Here is a 14,498-nt window from a genome sequence, read left to right as displayed (position 1 = left end):
GAAGATCCGTATTATTCGACTGCAGGCAGGGGGGAGCCAGCTACGACGGATAAAATCCGCAGGTCACATTGGGCCGAGCCGCAGGCGGTGCCGCGCCGGCGACCACGACAGTGACATTCGCGACGTTCTCCCTCTCGCACTGCCGCCGGGCCACCGGCCCGGGCGTATGCACCCGAGCGGAAGTGAGGAACTCACACAACCCAGGAACTCCTGACGAAGCAACCGGATCCGGAGGTGAGTGACATGGCGACGAGGGCTCTACCAGCGGTGAACCCGGCTGACCCGATCTTCGCGCAGTTTTCATGTCCGCGGCACCCGGAAGATCCGGAGCATTTCGGCACGCAGACATCAGCACAACTTGACGCGGGGGTATCAAGAGGTCATGGATCTTCGGCTGATAGAACCGATAGACAAGAGAATCGGCACCGCGGAGAAGCCCCAAAAGGAAATTTCCGCCGTCGGTCTCGAATTCGGAGTGCTCGGGCCGCTCGAAGTAAAAATGAACGGCCGAGGTCTTACGGTGGGCGGCCCCAGGCAACGGGCCGTACTCTCCGCCCTGCTTCTCTCCTTCAATCAGGTCGTGTCTTTTGATTCCCTGATAGAGAAGGTCTGGAACGGGCGTCCGCCGAGCACGGCGCGCACTCAGGTGGCCATTTGCATCGCCACTCTGCGCAAGATATTCCGCACCGCGGGCTGGGACCCGGAAACCATCATCACGGCCACGCCCGGCTACATGCTCGGCCTCGCCGGTCACTCGCTCGACTCGCTCCGTTTCGAGCAGCTGGTCGCCCGGGCCACGGAACTGACGGCGGAGAACCGCCCGGCACCGGCGGCGGAGGCACTGCGCCAGGCGCTGGCCCTGTGGCGCGGCCCCGCGCTCGGCGGCGTCTACGCGCCCTTCGCCGAGACCGAGGCGGCCCGCCTCGACGAACAGCGGATGCTGGCCGTGGAGCAGCACATGGCGCTGCGCCTCCGGCTCGGTGAGCACCAGGCCGTGCTGGGCGAACTCCAGGCACTGGTCGGCGCCTGCCCGCTGCGGGACCGGCTGCGCTACTACCTGATGCTCGCCCAGTACCGATCGGGCCGACGGGCGGAGGCGCTGACGACATTCCGCGACGGAATGCGGCACTCCATCGAAGAGATCGGGCTCGAACTGGGCACCGACCTCCAGACACTGCACGACTCGATCCTCCGGGACGAATTCCCGCAGCTCGACGTCCCCGGCATAGCGGCGCCGCAAAGAGAGGTCCGGCAGACCGTTCCGAGTCAGCTCCCGGAAAGCGACGCCTACTTCATCGGGCGTAGTCGGGAGCAGTGGCTGATGGATGATGTGCTGCTCGACGGATCCGCACAGAATCCACCCCCCATCGCCTACATCACGGGAAGTCCCGGAATCGGAAAGACGAGCCTCGCAGTCAACTGGGCGCACCGCACGGCGCACAGATTTCCCGACGGGCAGCTCTTCGCCGACCTCCGGGAGGGCGACACGCCGACCGTGCTCCACCAGTTCCTGCGCCAGCTGGGAGCCGAGGGCCCGCTGCCCGCCGAGCCCGCGGACGCGGCCGAGCGGTACCGCGGGATGCTGGAGGGCCGGCGCGTCCTGATCGTGCTCGACCACGCCTCGTCGTACGCCCAGGTGCGTCATCTGCTGCCCACGAGCGGCGGGTGCTGTGTCCTGATCACCGGCCGGGCCAACCTGGACGAGCTGATGCAGAAGTACCGCGCCCTGCGGCTGCGCGTCGCGCCGCTGTCGGACGACGAGTCACGGGAGACGCTCACCAGTGTGCTGCGGGACGCCAGGGCGGAGGACTCCCCCGAGGCGACCAGCCGCCTCGCCGCGCTGTGCGGGCACACCCCGCTGGCGCTGCGGGCCGCCGCGGCCCGGCTGCTCACCAAGACGCACTGGCGGGTCCTCGACCTGGTCCGCCGCCTGGAGCGCTCGGGCGACCGGCTGTCGGAACTCAGCATCGGTGACGACTCGTTGCGCGCCCGGCTGGACCGCAGCATGCGGGACCTGGATCCGAGGGTGGCCGCCGCCTACCGGGAGTTGAGCCGCCTCGACGACTCGGCGTTCGAGGCCGCGGAGGCGGCGAAGGTGCTCGGCACGGATCTGCTGGAGGCCGAGGATCTGATCGAGACACTGGTCGACGCCCAGCTCGTGGAGGCGGTGGGCCGCAGCGCCTGGGGCGAGATGCGCTACCGGTGGCAGGAGCTGGTGCGGCTGCACGCCTTCCACTGCCTGGCGGCCGCCACCCCGTGCGGGGTGGGCACCGACTGATCCGGCCACGACCACGGCCCGTACGCCCCTGCCGGGGCCGTACGGGCCGTCGCGTCGTGCGGGGGCGTCAGTTGCCGGCGCTCATCGCCTCCACGAGGCTCCTGGGCCGCATGTCCGTCCAGTTCTTCTCCACGTACTCCAGGCACGCCTCCCGGTCGGACTCGCCGAAGGCGACCGTCCATCCGGCGGGCACGTCCACGAAGGACGGCCACAGGGAGTGCTGCCCCTCGTCGTTGACCAGCACGAGGTAGCGGCCGTCTGCGTCTTCGAACGGATTGGTCACGTCACATTCCTTCCGGGAGCGTCGGGCAAAGACTCTGCGCGGGTTGCGGACCCTGCCGACCTTCGTCAAGGTACGGGGACCGTTTTTCCTTCCGATATCGATCCGCTTTCTCCGCGGGCCGGCGCGGGTCGCGGAGGACCGCTCAGCGGCCGTGCTCGACGACCTCCGGGTCGGTCCGGGCCGCCGTGTCGAGCCGGGGGCCGTGCAGGCGCAGCCGCTCGTCCAGGAAGGCCACCACCAGCTCCCGGGTGATCCGCTGGGCGTCCGCCGCGCCGAGCGTGACCTCGGGGCCGGCCGCGCCGGTCCGCTCCAGGAGCGGCGCGTAGTCGGTGAAGGACAGGTGGCCCGCGCCGCGCACCGAGAGCCAGCGGCGCGGCCCGGACAGGTCCTTCCAGGCCCGTCCCCAGGTGGGGTCGGCGCCCGGACGGCCGTGCCCGCCCGCGCCGAGCAGCAGGAACGGCCGGTCCACCGGGCTCTTCCCCGCGGTGTGCACGGTGCCGTCCAGGTTGGCGGCGGCGGCGAAGCCGGCATCGGTGCGCAGCGCCTCGAAGGCCGCGGCGCCGCCCACGGAGTGGCCCACGACCGCCACCCGCGACGGGTCCAGCGGCCCCAGCCCCGCGGTGCCGGGCGACCGGAGCAGGCGCTCGCGCAGGAAGCGGAGGTCGGCTGCGCGGACGGCGGCCACCCGGGCGCCCTCCGGGCGTCGTTCACAGGCCAGGCAGCCGGTCACACGGCCGTCGGGGTGGCTGATGGCCGGGGCCTCGTAGGCGTGGTCGACGGCGGCGACGGCGTAGCCCCGGCTGGCCAGTTCCTCGGCGAGCCCGGTCAGCGAGGTGCGGGGCAGCGTGAAGCCCGGTGACAGCAGGACGAGGGGCAGGCCGCGCGGGGGCGCGGGCAGCGGCGGCGGGGCCAGGCGCGCGTGGACGCGGGTACGGCTGAGCAGGTCGGCGGGTACGCCCTTCACCCGGTGGAAGCGCAGGATGAGCTCCGACTCCCGCGCGGTGACGTAGGAGGCGTGCGGCGCCCGGGAGGGCAGCGCGGGGTACCAGAGCGACACGGTCAGCTCGCGCTGCCGGTCCGGATTCCAGGGGTCGCGTCGGGAGGTGTCGCTCAGCCGTGCCGTGCGCAGGCCGACCGGCAGGGCGCCGGTCGGCTCGGGCAGGGCGGGCAGGGCGGTGGGCGCGGCGCGCGCCACCTCGGGGGCCGGTGCGGCGGCCGCGCTCCGGCCGCCCGCGCAGGAGGGCGCGACGGCCAGCAGCAGCGCGGTCGCGAGGGCGGCGCATCGACGCGCCGGACGGCCGGACCGGATCACCTTCGTCATCGGCGCTCACTTCGTCGGAAGCAGGAACACTGATGACGTTAGGAGTGGAAAAGCCGAGGTGAAAGCGGGGACGGCGGATTCATGACCTTGGTCGACGGAGGTCTGTGCGATCTCCGTGGGCCGAACGGTGACACGCCTCGACTTTCGTCGGGCCCGTCACATGAAGATCGTCGTGAGGCTCGTGTCCCGCACCCCGGTGACGTTCTTCGGGCCGTGCTCCGACTCGGTCGGGTCGTAGTCGAACTCGACGTACGCCTCGCCGCCCGGGAAGTGGGGGCAGGCCATGGAGCTGGTGCCGGCGGTGGTTCCGGACGCGGTCTCCCAGGTGATGTACCAGGCCACGCAGGCGGAGTCGCCGCCGGTGAAGGGGCCGCCGGGCTTGAGGTCCTCGACATGGCCGCGCACGCGTACGCCGTCGTCGCCGACGCAGACGGTGATCTCGCCCCGGCCGAAGTCCTCGGTCCCGCTGTCCGTCACACAGGCGGCCTCCGCCGCGGTCCGGCCGGCCGTGGCGGAGGCCGCCGTCGAGGGGAGCAGGGCGGCTGCGCCGATCGCGGCGGTGAGAGCCGTGGTGCGCAGGATTCCGCGCATCGTCGTGTCCTTCCGTCGGTGGTGCCGGTCCGTGCGTGGTGGCGTCCGTACGGGGTGCCGTCCGTACGGGGGTCCGGGGCCCGAGGCCCGGGGTCCGTGGCGGGGCCCGAGGCCCGGGGTCCGTGGCGGGATCCGGGTCCGGGGTCCGGGGTCCGGGCCCGGGGCCCGAGGCGGGGGTTCGAGGCGGGGTCCGGGCCCGGGGCCCGAGGCGGGGGTTCGAGGCGGGGTCCGGGCCCGGGGCCCGAGGCCGTGGTTCGAGGCAGGGTCCGGGTCCGGGGTCCGGGGTCCGGGTCCGGGGTTCGGGGCGGGGTCCGAGGTTCTGTTCCGTGGTCCCTCCCCGGTCTCAAGGCCGGGGTGTGTCCGGCTGACGGATGCGGGCCCGGCCCGCCACTCCGAAGCGGAGGGTCTCCCGCAGCCGGACCGGCCCGGTGGGGTCCCCGGACCGGGCGGCGTCCCGCAGTTCGCGGGCCATGGCCTGCGCCTCGGCCGCCCAGTCGTCCAACTGGTCGGCGACGGGACCGGCGTTGGCGGTCAGGGTCTGAGCCCACCGCTCGGGGTTGCCGTCCGCGGTCCTGGTGACGTCGCGCAGGTCCTGGCCGGCCAGCCGCACGGCCGACTCGTCGCCGCCCAGCAGGCGCGCGGCGACGAGGCTCGCGACCACGTGCGGCGCGTGCGAGACGAGGGCGACGGCACGGTCGTGGGCCTCGGGGTCCAGCAGCACCGAGACCGCCCCGCACAGCGCGACCAGCTCCAGCGCGCAGTTCAGGGCGAGGTTCCCGGTGGCCTCGGTGGGGGTGAGCGCCCAGGGCCTGCCGTCGAAGAGGTCGGCCCGGGGCTGCGCCGGGCGCTCTCCGCCGCCGACCACGGGGGCGCCGCTGACCAGCGAGGTCAGGTCGCAGCCGTAGGCCCTGACCTCGCGGTGCAGTCGTACCTTGACGCCGGAGACGTCGGTGTAGCAGCGGGCCGTGCCGAGCTTCTGGTGCTCGGCGAGGACGGGGGCGACCTGGTCGGGCGGGACCGCGAGCACCGCGATGTCGGCCTGTCGCGGGGGACGCGCCGCGAATCCGGCACCGCAGCGCTCGCCGGCCAGCGCCGCCTCGGGGTCGGCGTCGTCCAGGTAGGTGGTCACGCCGTGCCGTCGCAGTGCGAGCCCCACGGAGCGGCCGATCACCCCGGCGCCCACGATGACGACGCTGCGCATCCGTCTTCCTCTCCTCGGCCAGGACCCGGTCCCGGTCCCGCTCCTGCCCTCGCTTCCGCTCAGCCGAAGATCTTGACCGCCTGGTAGTAGGTCCAGGCGGTGCTGTTGCAGGCGGTGTTCTTCTCGCCGGTGTAGCCGGTGCAGACGCGCTTCATGTCCTCGTAGAAGGCGCTGTCGATGCGGCTCTTGTTGGCGTCGAACTGGCCGGCCACCTTGTAGTTGCGGTAGCCGAAGTCGTGGCGCGCACAGGCGTTGTCGAAGGGGAAGCCGAAGGGGTTGTCGGGCGCCTGGGTGCACAGGTCGGTCGACCAGTCGAATCCGTAGGCGGCCCAGGCGGACTGGTTGCGGTTGGCCGCAAGCCACGCGTTCTGGCTGGACGCGCTGGTCTGCGTGAAGGAGGAGAGCACCTGCGGCTTGTCCGCGGGGGCGGCCTGGGCGGGGGCGGCGGCGATGCCGAGCGCGAGCGCCGAACCGAGGGCGGCGAGGGTGGTCCTGGTCTTCGTCGTGGTGCGCATGGACGGCCTCCAAGGTGGGGTGAGGATGCGGCTCAACCACCTTGGCGAGACCCGCTATGGGCCCCTTATCGCACCGCTATCGCGCCCCGCCCGGACAGGCGAGGAGGACACGGCGAAGGGGCCGCACCCGGCTGGCGGAGTGCGGCCCCTTCCTCTTCCGTGGGGGGAGGAGTGCGGGTGTCCTAGGCATCTCGGCGGCGCAGCACCGCGGCGCCGGCGACGTAGGCGGCCAGCGCCCACAGCAGGAGGACCAGCAGGGCGGTTCCGCCGCCGTACGGGTCGCTGTCCTGGGTCAGCAGGACGGTGCCGGCGACGCTGGGCATGTAGTCGGAGGCGGTCTCCAGCCACTTGGCGCCCACGACGCCCATCAGCTGGGGCAGGGCGAGCAGCACCATGATGAGGGTCGTGATGGTGCCCGCGGCGCTGCGCAGGACGGTGCCGAGTCCGATCGCCATGACGGCGAGGAGGGCGAGGTAGACCCCGGCGCCGAGCGCGGTGCCGAACAACTGGCCGCCGGTGTAGTCGCCGTAGTCGCCCATCAGGGGTGCGGCCACCATGGTGCCCAGCAGGCTGAAGACGAAGCCGGCGACGACCACGACCGCGGCGATCACCAGGGTCTTGGAGCGGAGCATCCGGCCGCGCTTGGGCACGCTCTGGAGCGTGGTGCGGATGGAGCCGCTGGAGTACTCGCTGGTGAGGGCGAGGGTGGCGAGCACCACGATGGTCAGCTGGGAGATGAGGAAGGCCTGGGAGGCGTGGTGCGGGGCGGGCATCGTGACGTCGACGCCCTTCTTCGCGCTGGCGTCGGCCGACGCGCCGACGATGGCGGCGAAGCCCACGGTGAGCACCAGGCCGACGACCAGGTTCCACCAAGTGGCCCGGACGCTCCAGAACTTGGTCCACTCGAACGCGACGGCGCCCTTGAAGCCGCCGCCCTTCACTGGGCCCACGAGCTTGGGGACGGTAGTTGTAGTCATATCCAGTTACGCCTTCTGGTGGTCCGGGACTTCGGTGACCTGGGCGAGCGCGGGAGAGCCGTACTCCACGCTCGCGGCGGTGAGTTCCATGTACGCCTGTTCCAGGCTGGCCTTGCGCATGCTGAGTTCGTGGATGGGGACGCGGTGGTGGAAGGCCAGGTCGCCGATCTCCTCCAGGGTGCCGCCCACGACGAGGAGTTCGTCGGGCTCGGAGCCGGCGTCCGGCTCGACCCGCAGACCGAACTCCAGCAGCTCGCGCCTGAGCACGTCGGGCTGCGGGGTCCGGACCCGGACGGCGGTCAGCGAGCTGCCCGCGATGACCTCCTCGATCGGCGCGTCGGCGATGATCTTTCCGCGGCCGATGACCAGGAGGTGGTCGGCGGTCTCCTGCATCTCGCTCATCAGGTGACTGGAGACGAAGATCGTCCTGCCCTCCGCGGCCAGGGAGCGCATCAGCTCGCGGACCCAGCGCACACCGTCCGGGTCGAGGCCGTTGACCGGCTCGTCGAAGAGCAGCACCTTCGGGTCACCCAGCAGGGCCGCGGCGATCCCGAGCCGCTGGCCCATGCCGAGGGAGAAGGAGCCGATGCGCTTCTTCGCCACTTCGGTCAGGCCGACGGTCTCCAGCACTTCGGCGACCCGGGAGGCCGGGATGCCGTTGCTGCGGGCCAGGCCGAGCAGGTGCTGGTGGGCCGAGCGGCCGGGGTGGCCCGCGCGGGCGTCGAGCAGGGCACCGACCTCGCGCAACGGGTGCCGCAGCTCCTCGTACCGCTTGCCGCCCACCAGGGCCCGCCCGGACGTCGGCGCGTCCAGACCGACGATCATGCGCATGGTCGTCGACTTTCCGGCGCCGTTCGGGCCGAGGAATCCGGTGACCTTTCCCGGATTGATCTCGAACGAGAGGTCCGAGACGGCCGTCTTGTCGCCGTACCGCTTGGTCAGTCGGTCCAAAGTGATCATCGCCTGGTGGCTCCTTCCAAAGTCACGACTTCAACGCTAGGGAGAGGGGAAGGGCGAGAACATCTGGCGATCGGCAACGACCGCATGCGACTTTCGGCAGATCCGGAGCCCGCAACGCCTCTTGTAGCGTGCTGGAATGCACCGATGGCAGGCCGTGCGCCGACGAACCGAATCGCTTCTGCGGGTCCTGGGCTCCGAACGTCCGTTCGCCCGGCGTGGCGATCTGGTGCTGCTCCTGGTGCTGCTGGCGCCCTCCGCCCTCAGCACCGAGGCGCTCGTGAGCACGCCGGCCAGCTGGCTGACCGCGTGCCTGGTCATCACCGTCGCGGTGGTGGTGCAGCGCACCGCGCCGCTGCTGTCGCTGCTGCTCGCCGGGCTCCTCACGCTGTTCTATCCGTGGTTCGGCGCGAGCCTGTGGCCGTCGATGGCGACGGTGGTGCTGAGCTGTCTCGCGGGCCGTCGGCTGACCCGGCTGGGGCCGGCGCACCTGGTGTTCCTGTGCGTCGCGGTGGCCGGGCTGCTGCTGGTGAGCACGGTCGCCCAGTCCAAGGACTGGCTGAGCCTGCTGATGACGATGTTCATCGCCTGCGTGCTGCCCTGGTGGGCGGGGAACTGGTGGAGCCAGCGCACCGCGTTGACGCACGCCGGCTGGGAGCACGCGGAGCAACTGGAGTGGCGCCAGCGCTACATCGCCGACCAGGCGCGGCTGAAGGAGCGGGCCAGGATCGCGCAGGACATGCACGACTCCCTGGGCCACGAGCTGAGCGTGATGGCTCTGCTCGCCGGTGGTCTCGAACTGGCCCCCGGTCTCTCGGAGCAGCACCGGGAGTCCGTCGGGCAGTTGCGCGAGCGGTGCACGATGGCCACCGAGCGGCTGCACGAGGTGATCGGGCTGCTGCGGGAGGACCCCACGCCCTCGCTGACCCCCGCCCACGAGTCCATCACCCAGCTCGTGCGCCGCTTCCAGCGGTCCGGCACGCCGGTGGAGTTCCAGGAGGACGGGGCGCGGGACCGGCCGGGCACCCCGCTGCTGTCCGACCTCGCGGCCTACCGGGTGGTGCAGGAGGCCCTGACCAACGCGGCGAAGCACGCGCCGGGCGCCCCCATCACCGTACGGGTCACGCACACGGCGGACGAGACCGTGGTCTCGGTCGTCAACGAACGGCCGGAGCAGGGTGCGGACGCGCCCGCGACGGGCAGCGGGTCCGGGCTGATCGGCCTCGACGAGCGCGTCCGGCTCGCGGGCGGCACGCTGCGGACCGGCCCGCGGGCCGGCGGCTTCGAGGTGCACGCGCGCCTGCCGCGCAGCGCGTCCTCGCCGTCGCGGCACATCGAACCGCCGGGCACCGGCACCGGTGGTCCGGGGCCGCACCCCGACGACCACGAGACGGCCGGCGGCGGCGAGGACGGGGGTGTCGGGGCCGCCACGAGCGGACCGGGCGCCGGAGCCGGGGCCGACGCGGCCCGGCCCGCCTCCGCCGCGCCGTGGCTCAGCGCCTCGCGGACCGCGCTGCTGCGCACCCGGGCCCGGCTCAGGCGCGACGCGCGGCGGGCCGCGTTGATCCCGGCGGTGCTCGGTGCCGCCATCGTGGCGCTCCTCGGCGGGCTCTACGTCTTCACCTCGGCGACGACGTCGCTCAGCCCCGAGGACTACGCCGGGATACGTGTCGGGGAGACCCGCGACGAGCTGGCGCCGGTGCTGCCGGACCGCCGGATCAGGAAGCCGCCGCCGGTCACCTCCGAGCCCGCCAAGCCGGCCGGGGCGACGTGCGAGTACTACCGGGCGAGCAGGAATCTCCTCGACTTCGGCGACACCATGTACCGGCTCTGTTTCGAGGATGATGTCCTCATGGCCAAGGACACGCTCTGACCGACCATCTCTCACCACCAGGGAAGAACCGGATGATTCGCGTACTGCTCGCCGACGACGAGACCATCATCAGGGCCGGGGTCCGCTCCATCCTGACGACCGAGCCGGGCATCGAGGTGGTCGCCGAGGCGTCCGACGGGCGGGAAGCGGTCGAACTGGCCCGCAAGCACCGCCCCGACGTGGCGCTGCTCGACATCCGGATGCCGGAGATGGACGGCCTGACGGCCGCGGGTGAACTGCGGACCACCAACCCGGACACCGCGGTCGTCGTCCTCACCACCTTCGGGGAGGACAAGTACATCGAGCGCGCCCTCGACCAGGGGGTCGCCGGATTCCTCCTCAAGGCGTCCGACCCGCGCGACCTGATCTCCGGCGTGCGGGCCGTGGCGTCCGGGGGGTCCTGTCTCTCCCCGCTGGTGGCGCGGCGGCTGATGACCGAGCTGCGCCGGGCGCCCTCGCCGCGCTCGGAGGTGTCCGGGGAGCGCACCACGCTGCTGACCAAGCGGGAGCAGGAGGTTCTCGGCATGCTGGGGGCCGGGCTGTCCAACGCGGAGATCGCGCAGCGGCTGCACCTGGTCGAGGGCACCATCAAGACGTATGTCAGCGCCATCTTCACCCAGTTGGAGGTCCGCAACCGGGTGCAGGCGGCGATCATCGCCTATGAGGCGGGGCTGGTGCAGGACGCCGATCTAGGGCGTTGAGCGGTCCTTGACGAAGCGGGCCAGGCGGGTCGCGCCCTCGGCGGCGCGGTCGGTGGTCAGGTAGCTGCACGAGAGCCGGATCTGCCGGTCGCCCGCGTCGTCCAGGTGGAAGTGGCGCATCGGGGTCCAGATGACGCCGTACTTCTCCGCGGAGACGTCCAGCGCGGCCTCGTCCGCCTCGAAGGGCACGTCGAGGGTGAGGAAGAAGCCGCCGTCGGGGTCGTTCCAGCGCACCCCGGCCGTCTCCGGTGAACCGGGCGGCAGTTCGGCGGCGAGCGTCTCCCGCAGGCACCGCATGGTGGCCTGGTAGTGGCGTGCCGAGGCCTCGTTGGCCGACCGCAGCCCGCCGCCGTTCTGGAGGAGCAGTCCGGCGACCGCGGCCTGGCTCAGGCTGGAGGTGTTGACGGTGACCATGCTCTTGACCTTGGCCACCTCGTCGGCGAGCAGACCCGGCGGGCGGCCGTCCGCGCCCGCCACCAGCTGGTCGGCGACGACGAAGCCGACCCGGGCGCCCGGGAAGGCGGTCTTCGCGAAGGAGCCCAGGTAGACGACGCGCCGCTCGGTGTCGAGGGACTTGAGTGTGGGGCGGCGCACCCGGCTGAACACACCGTAGGGGTTGTCCTCCAGGAGCAGCAGCCCCAGCCGGGCCGCGGTGTCGAGCAGGGCGGTGCGGTCCTCGCGGCGCATGCTGACGCCAGTCGGGTTGGAGCAGTCGGGCACCACGTACAGGCAGCGGGCACGCCGGCCGCTCGCCTCGATCTCCCGGACGGTGCGTTCGAGCCCCGCCAGGCTCGGGCCGTTCGGGGTGCCGGGCACGGGCACGACGGGGATGTCGAGCAGACTCGCGGCGCCCGTGATGCCGACGTAGGCCGGGCTGTCGACGAGGAGCACGTCGTCGGGGCCGGTGAACAGGGCGCGCAGGGTGAGGAGTACGGCCTCCTGGCAGCCGACCGTCACGACGACGGAGGCCGGGTCGACCGTCATGTCCTCGTCGACGGCGAGCATGCCCGCGACGATGTCCCTGATCTGGCCGGCGGTCTCGCCGTACTGGTAGAGCGCGGTACGGACGCGGTCCTCGGAGAGGCCGCGGGCGCGCAGGTGGTCGAGGTAGGTCTCGATGAGCCCGGGGACGCGCGCGACGTCGAAGTCCCCCTCGTACGGCCGCCCCGGCGCGAAGGAGATCGCCTGCGGATAGCGGAGGGTGACCTCGTTGAGGAAGGTCATCGTGTCGAGCAGCGGCGCGGAGAGGCTGGCGTGCAGACCGCTCCGCGGCAGCACACCCGCCGGTTCCGTGCTCACGCGGGCGGTCGTCATCCGTGGCTCCTGTCGGTGTGCGGCGCCGCACGGCGCGCGGCGGGCCGGCCGGGGTCGGGCCGGAACAGCGCGTCCGGGGTGATCGTCCCGGTCGTCGCGTGGCCCGTGAGGGTCATCGTGTCGGCGAAGTCGGCCGTCAGCAGGGTGAGCATGCGGCGTACGGCCGGTCCGCCGCCCGCCGCGAGGGCGTACAGCGCGGGGCGGCCGACGAGGACCGCGCGGGCGCCGAGGGCCAGGGCGGCGAGGACGTCGGCGCCGGTGCGGACGCCGCCGTCGAGGAGGACCGGGACGCTTCCGCGCACGGCGGCCGCCACCTCGGGCAGCGCCTCCAGGGTGGCGGGGGCGCCGTCGAGCTGGCGGCCCCCGTGGTTGGAGACGACGACGCCCGCGACGCCCGCCCGCACGGCCGCCTCGGCGTCCGCCGCGGTCAGGACGCCCTTGGCGAGCACCGGCAGTCCGCTCTCCGCGCCCAGCCGGGCCACGAAGGACCAGTCCAGGCGGCGGTCGAAGGCCAGCCTGCTGTGTGCCGAGGGGGTCGCGCTGCCGGCCGCCACCGAACCGGCCAGGTTGGCCGGGGTGATGTGGGCGGGGACCGCGAAGCCGTTGCGCAGGTCGCGCAGCCGGCGGCCGGTGAACGGGGTGTCGACGGTGAGCACCAGCGCCTGGTAGCCGCTGTCCCGCGCACGGCGGGCCAGGTCCAGGGTGGTGCCGTGGTCGCGGAAGCAGTACAGCTGGAGCCAGAGCGGCGCGCTCGCGGCGCCGGCCACCTCTTCGAGGGTCCGGCTCGCGAAGGTGCTGACGACGAGCGGGAGCCCGAGCGCGCCCGCGGCGGCGGCGGTGGCCGGTTCACCGTCGGGGTGGGCGAGTTCGTGGTAGGCGACCGGCGCGATGCCCACCGGCGCCGCCCACCGGGAGCCGAGCAGCTCCACGGAGGTGTCCGGCTCCTCGATGCCGGGCAGCGCCCTGGGCCGCAGCCGCACTGCGTCGAAGACGGCCTCGTTGGCGGCGAGGGTCCGCTCCCGTCCGGCGCCGCCCGCGATGAAGTCCCACACCTCGGGCGGCAGTTCCCGGCGGGCCAGCGCGGCGAAGTCGTCGAGCGTGAGCGGCTCCCGCGCCGGGTCCCCGGCGGTGGTGTCGGCGGGCCGCCGGGTGACGGTCGTCATCGACCGGCCACTTCCCGCTCCCTCTCGACGGCCTCGTACAGCGCCTTGATGTTGGAACTGCCGAAGCCGCGGGCGCCGTTGCGCTGGATGTACTCGTAGAAGAGCGTGCCGCGCGGGTAGGGCGAGCGGGTGAAGATCTGCAGCAGGTAGCCCCACTCGTCGCGGTCCGCGAGGACGTTGGTCTCGCGCAGGTCGCCGATGGCGTCGGCCATGGCGCCGACCCGCTCGGTGAGCAGGTCGTAGTAGGCGCCCGGGGTGCGCAGGAAGGCCACGCCGCGGTTGCCGAGCGAGCGGACCGAGTCGACGATGTCGTCCACCAGGAAGGCCAGGTGCTGGACGCCCGGGCCGTCGTGGGCGGTCAGGAACTGGTCGATCTGGCCCGGCACCCGGGTGTCGTCGGGCTCGATGAGCGTGAAGGTGATGCCGCCGCCGGCGTTGCGCACGACGATGGAGTCCATCGCCTGCTCGCCCACCTCGATGTACTCGGAGGAGTAGTAGGGCATGTCGAAGGCCGCCTCGTAGAACTCGGCGGTGCTCCGCAGCGTGCCCGCCTCCAGGCAGACGGCGACGTGGTCGAGGAAGGGCCGGGGGCCCGCGTGGTCGGTGGCGGCCGGCAGCAGGGCCCAGTCGCGGTCGGGCGGCAGCAACGCGCCGCCGTCCCCGTCGGTGGCGACCAGTGTGTGCCGGAGGTCCCCGAAGCCGGAGACGGCGGCGAACCAGGCGTCCTGGCCCGCCCGTTGCGAGGGCGTCGGCGTCTGCAGCGCCGTGGCGCCGGCGAGGACCGCGCGGTCGAAGCAGGAGCGCACGTCGTCGCAGCCGAAGGCGAGGTCGGCGATGGAGTCGCCGTGCCGCTCCACGTACCGGGCGACGTCGGTGTCCGGCCGCAGCGCCTGGGTGACCACGAGGGTGACCTCACCGCTGCGCAGCACGGTGGACCGGCGGTCGTGCGTCCCGGTGGCGGGGCCCGCCACGGCCAGGGGGACGAAGCCGAGGCTGTCGACGAGGAAGCCGGCGGCGTCCCGGTCGTCCGCGACGTACAGCTCGGCGTACGCGATGGCACTGGGCGGCATGCGGATCTCCAATGAATGAAGGGGAGAAATACGGGAGCACCCGCCGGGGAAGAGGGGTCACCGCATTCTCGGGCAGCAATGGGAAATGCGCGTGACCACACTCTACAAATGACCCGTATAACCTCGCTATCAGCTGGTTATCAAGCCTCCTACCTGCGGTTATCCACTCGGATATCTATATTGACCATCTCGTCGCAGCCTTGCTAGCGTCCCAGTTCGCCCTTAATTGAATGCCATCCGGGCAACACCTTGTT

Annotated in this window: 13 protein-coding genes; 3 read left to right on the top strand and 10 right to left on the bottom strand. The window is 72.4% G+C overall.

The annotated features are described in order from the left end of the window. Nucleotides 1-382 precede the first annotated feature (382 nt). Nucleotides 383-2,278, top strand: a complete 1,896-nt coding sequence (locus ACGF3J_RS13445) for a BTAD domain-containing putative transcriptional regulator (RefSeq protein ID WP_393854143.1) — start codon at nucleotides 383-385, stop codon at nucleotides 2,276-2,278. 67 nt (nucleotides 2,279-2,345) lie between these two features. Here the strand turns inward: ACGF3J_RS13445 and ACGF3J_RS13440 are convergent, their stop codons facing one another. From ACGF3J_RS13440 to ACGF3J_RS13410, 7 genes are all read right to left on the bottom strand, one after another. Beyond that, the gene (locus ACGF3J_RS13440; protein WP_122617543.1) at nucleotides 2,346-2,561 is read right to left on the bottom strand and encodes an MbtH family protein; all 216 of its coding nucleotides are present in this window, start codon (nucleotides 2,559-2,561) and stop codon (nucleotides 2,346-2,348) included. Between the two features lie 142 nt (nucleotides 2,562-2,703). After that, nucleotides 2,704-3,882, bottom strand: coding sequence for a lipase (locus ACGF3J_RS13435; RefSeq protein WP_161326731.1), 1,179 nt, complete (start codon nucleotides 3,880-3,882; stop codon nucleotides 2,704-2,706). A gap of 156 nt (nucleotides 3,883-4,038) precedes the next feature. Continuing rightward, complete coding sequence (locus ACGF3J_RS13430; protein WP_161326732.1) at nucleotides 4,039-4,473, bottom strand: hypothetical protein; 435 nt, start codon at nucleotides 4,471-4,473, stop codon at nucleotides 4,039-4,041. A gap of 343 nt (nucleotides 4,474-4,816) precedes the next feature. Beyond that, entirely contained in the window at nucleotides 4,817-5,674 is an 858-nt protein-coding gene (locus tag ACGF3J_RS13425) for a prephenate dehydrogenase (protein ID WP_161326733.1), read from the bottom strand. Nucleotides 5,675-5,733: 59 nt separating this feature from the next. Continuing rightward, a complete protein-coding gene (locus tag ACGF3J_RS13420; protein WP_393854142.1) occupies nucleotides 5,734-6,189 on the bottom strand; it encodes a phospholipase in 456 nt (151 codons plus the stop codon). A 182-nt stretch (nucleotides 6,190-6,371) separates the two neighbouring features. Beyond that, entirely contained in the window at nucleotides 6,372-7,166 is a 795-nt protein-coding gene (locus ACGF3J_RS13415) for an ABC transporter permease subunit (RefSeq protein ID WP_161326734.1), read from the bottom strand. Between the two features lie 6 nt (nucleotides 7,167-7,172). Further along, nucleotides 7,173-8,126, bottom strand: coding sequence for an ABC transporter ATP-binding protein (locus ACGF3J_RS13410; RefSeq protein WP_161326735.1), 954 nt, complete (start codon nucleotides 8,124-8,126; stop codon nucleotides 7,173-7,175). Between the two features lie 136 nt (nucleotides 8,127-8,262). Between ACGF3J_RS13410 and ACGF3J_RS13405 the strand changes: the two genes are divergently transcribed. Then, nucleotides 8,263-9,996, top strand: a complete 1,734-nt coding sequence (locus ACGF3J_RS13405; RefSeq protein ID WP_393854141.1) for a sensor histidine kinase — start codon at nucleotides 8,263-8,265, stop codon at nucleotides 9,994-9,996. Between the two features lie 32 nt (nucleotides 9,997-10,028). Beyond that, nucleotides 10,029-10,697, top strand: coding sequence for a two component system response regulator (gene absA2, locus ACGF3J_RS13400; protein ID WP_122617551.1), 669 nt, complete (start codon nucleotides 10,029-10,031; stop codon nucleotides 10,695-10,697). On the opposite strand, the gene ACGF3J_RS13395 is transcribed toward absA2, so the two are convergent. From ACGF3J_RS13395 to hppD, 3 genes are read right to left on the bottom strand one after another with little or no spacing between them, the layout of a single operon-like run. Continuing rightward, entirely contained in the window at nucleotides 10,686-12,011 is a 1,326-nt protein-coding gene (locus ACGF3J_RS13395; protein WP_161326736.1) for a PLP-dependent aminotransferase family protein, read from the bottom strand. The genes absA2 and ACGF3J_RS13395 overlap by 12 nt on opposite strands. Continuing rightward, a complete protein-coding gene (locus ACGF3J_RS13390; protein ID WP_393854140.1) occupies nucleotides 12,008-13,174 on the bottom strand; it encodes an alpha-hydroxy acid oxidase in 1,167 nt (388 codons plus the stop codon). Before ACGF3J_RS13390 ends, ACGF3J_RS13395 begins: the two co-directional genes overlap by 4 nt. Further along, nucleotides 13,171-14,244, bottom strand: coding sequence for a 4-hydroxyphenylpyruvate dioxygenase (gene hppD / locus ACGF3J_RS13385; RefSeq protein WP_161326738.1), 1,074 nt, complete (start codon nucleotides 14,242-14,244; stop codon nucleotides 13,171-13,173). Before hppD ends, ACGF3J_RS13390 begins: the two co-directional genes overlap by 4 nt. Between the last annotated feature and the right edge of the window lie 254 nt (nucleotides 14,245-14,498).

It is taken from the genome of Streptomyces sp. NPDC048171 (genome assembly GCF_043202655.1).
Lineage (GTDB): Bacteria > Actinomycetota > Actinomycetes > Streptomycetales > Streptomycetaceae > Streptomyces.
The sequence above is the reverse complement of the archived record's forward strand: the minus strand, read 5'-3'. Positions and strand labels throughout refer to the sequence as shown.

Coding starts and splice junctions, on each gene's coding strand:
- ACGF3J_RS13445 (WP_393854143.1), top strand. CDS start 383: ATGGATCTTCGGCTGATAGAACCGATAGACAAGAGAATCGGCACCGCG.
- ACGF3J_RS13435 (WP_161326731.1), bottom strand. CDS start 3,882: ATGACGAAGGTGATCCGGTCCGGCCGTCCGGCGCGTCGATGCGCCGCC.
- ACGF3J_RS13430 (WP_161326732.1), bottom strand. CDS start 4,473: ATGCGCGGAATCCTGCGCACCACGGCTCTCACCGCCGCGATCGGCGCA.
- ACGF3J_RS13425 (WP_161326733.1), bottom strand. CDS start 5,674: ATGCGCAGCGTCGTCATCGTGGGCGCCGGGGTGATCGGCCGCTCCGTG.
- ACGF3J_RS13420 (WP_393854142.1), bottom strand. CDS start 6,189: ATGCGCACCACGACGAAGACCAGGACCACCCTCGCCGCCCTCGGTTCG.
- ACGF3J_RS13415 (WP_161326734.1), bottom strand. CDS start 7,166: ATGACTACAACTACCGTCCCCAAGCTCGTGGGCCCAGTGAAGGGCGGC.
- ACGF3J_RS13410 (WP_161326735.1), bottom strand. CDS start 8,126: ATGATCACTTTGGACCGACTGACCAAGCGGTACGGCGACAAGACGGCC.
- ACGF3J_RS13405 (WP_393854141.1), top strand. CDS start 8,263: ATGCACCGATGGCAGGCCGTGCGCCGACGAACCGAATCGCTTCTGCGG.
- absA2 (WP_122617551.1), top strand. CDS start 10,029: ATGATTCGCGTACTGCTCGCCGACGACGAGACCATCATCAGGGCCGGG.
- ACGF3J_RS13395 (WP_161326736.1), bottom strand. CDS start 12,011: ATGACGACCGCCCGCGTGAGCACGGAACCGGCGGGTGTGCTGCCGCGG.
- ACGF3J_RS13390 (WP_393854140.1), bottom strand. CDS start 13,174: ATGACGACCGTCACCCGGCGGCCCGCCGACACCACCGCCGGGGACCCG.
- hppD (WP_161326738.1), bottom strand. CDS start 14,244: ATGCCGCCCAGTGCCATCGCGTACGCCGAGCTGTACGTCGCGGACGAC.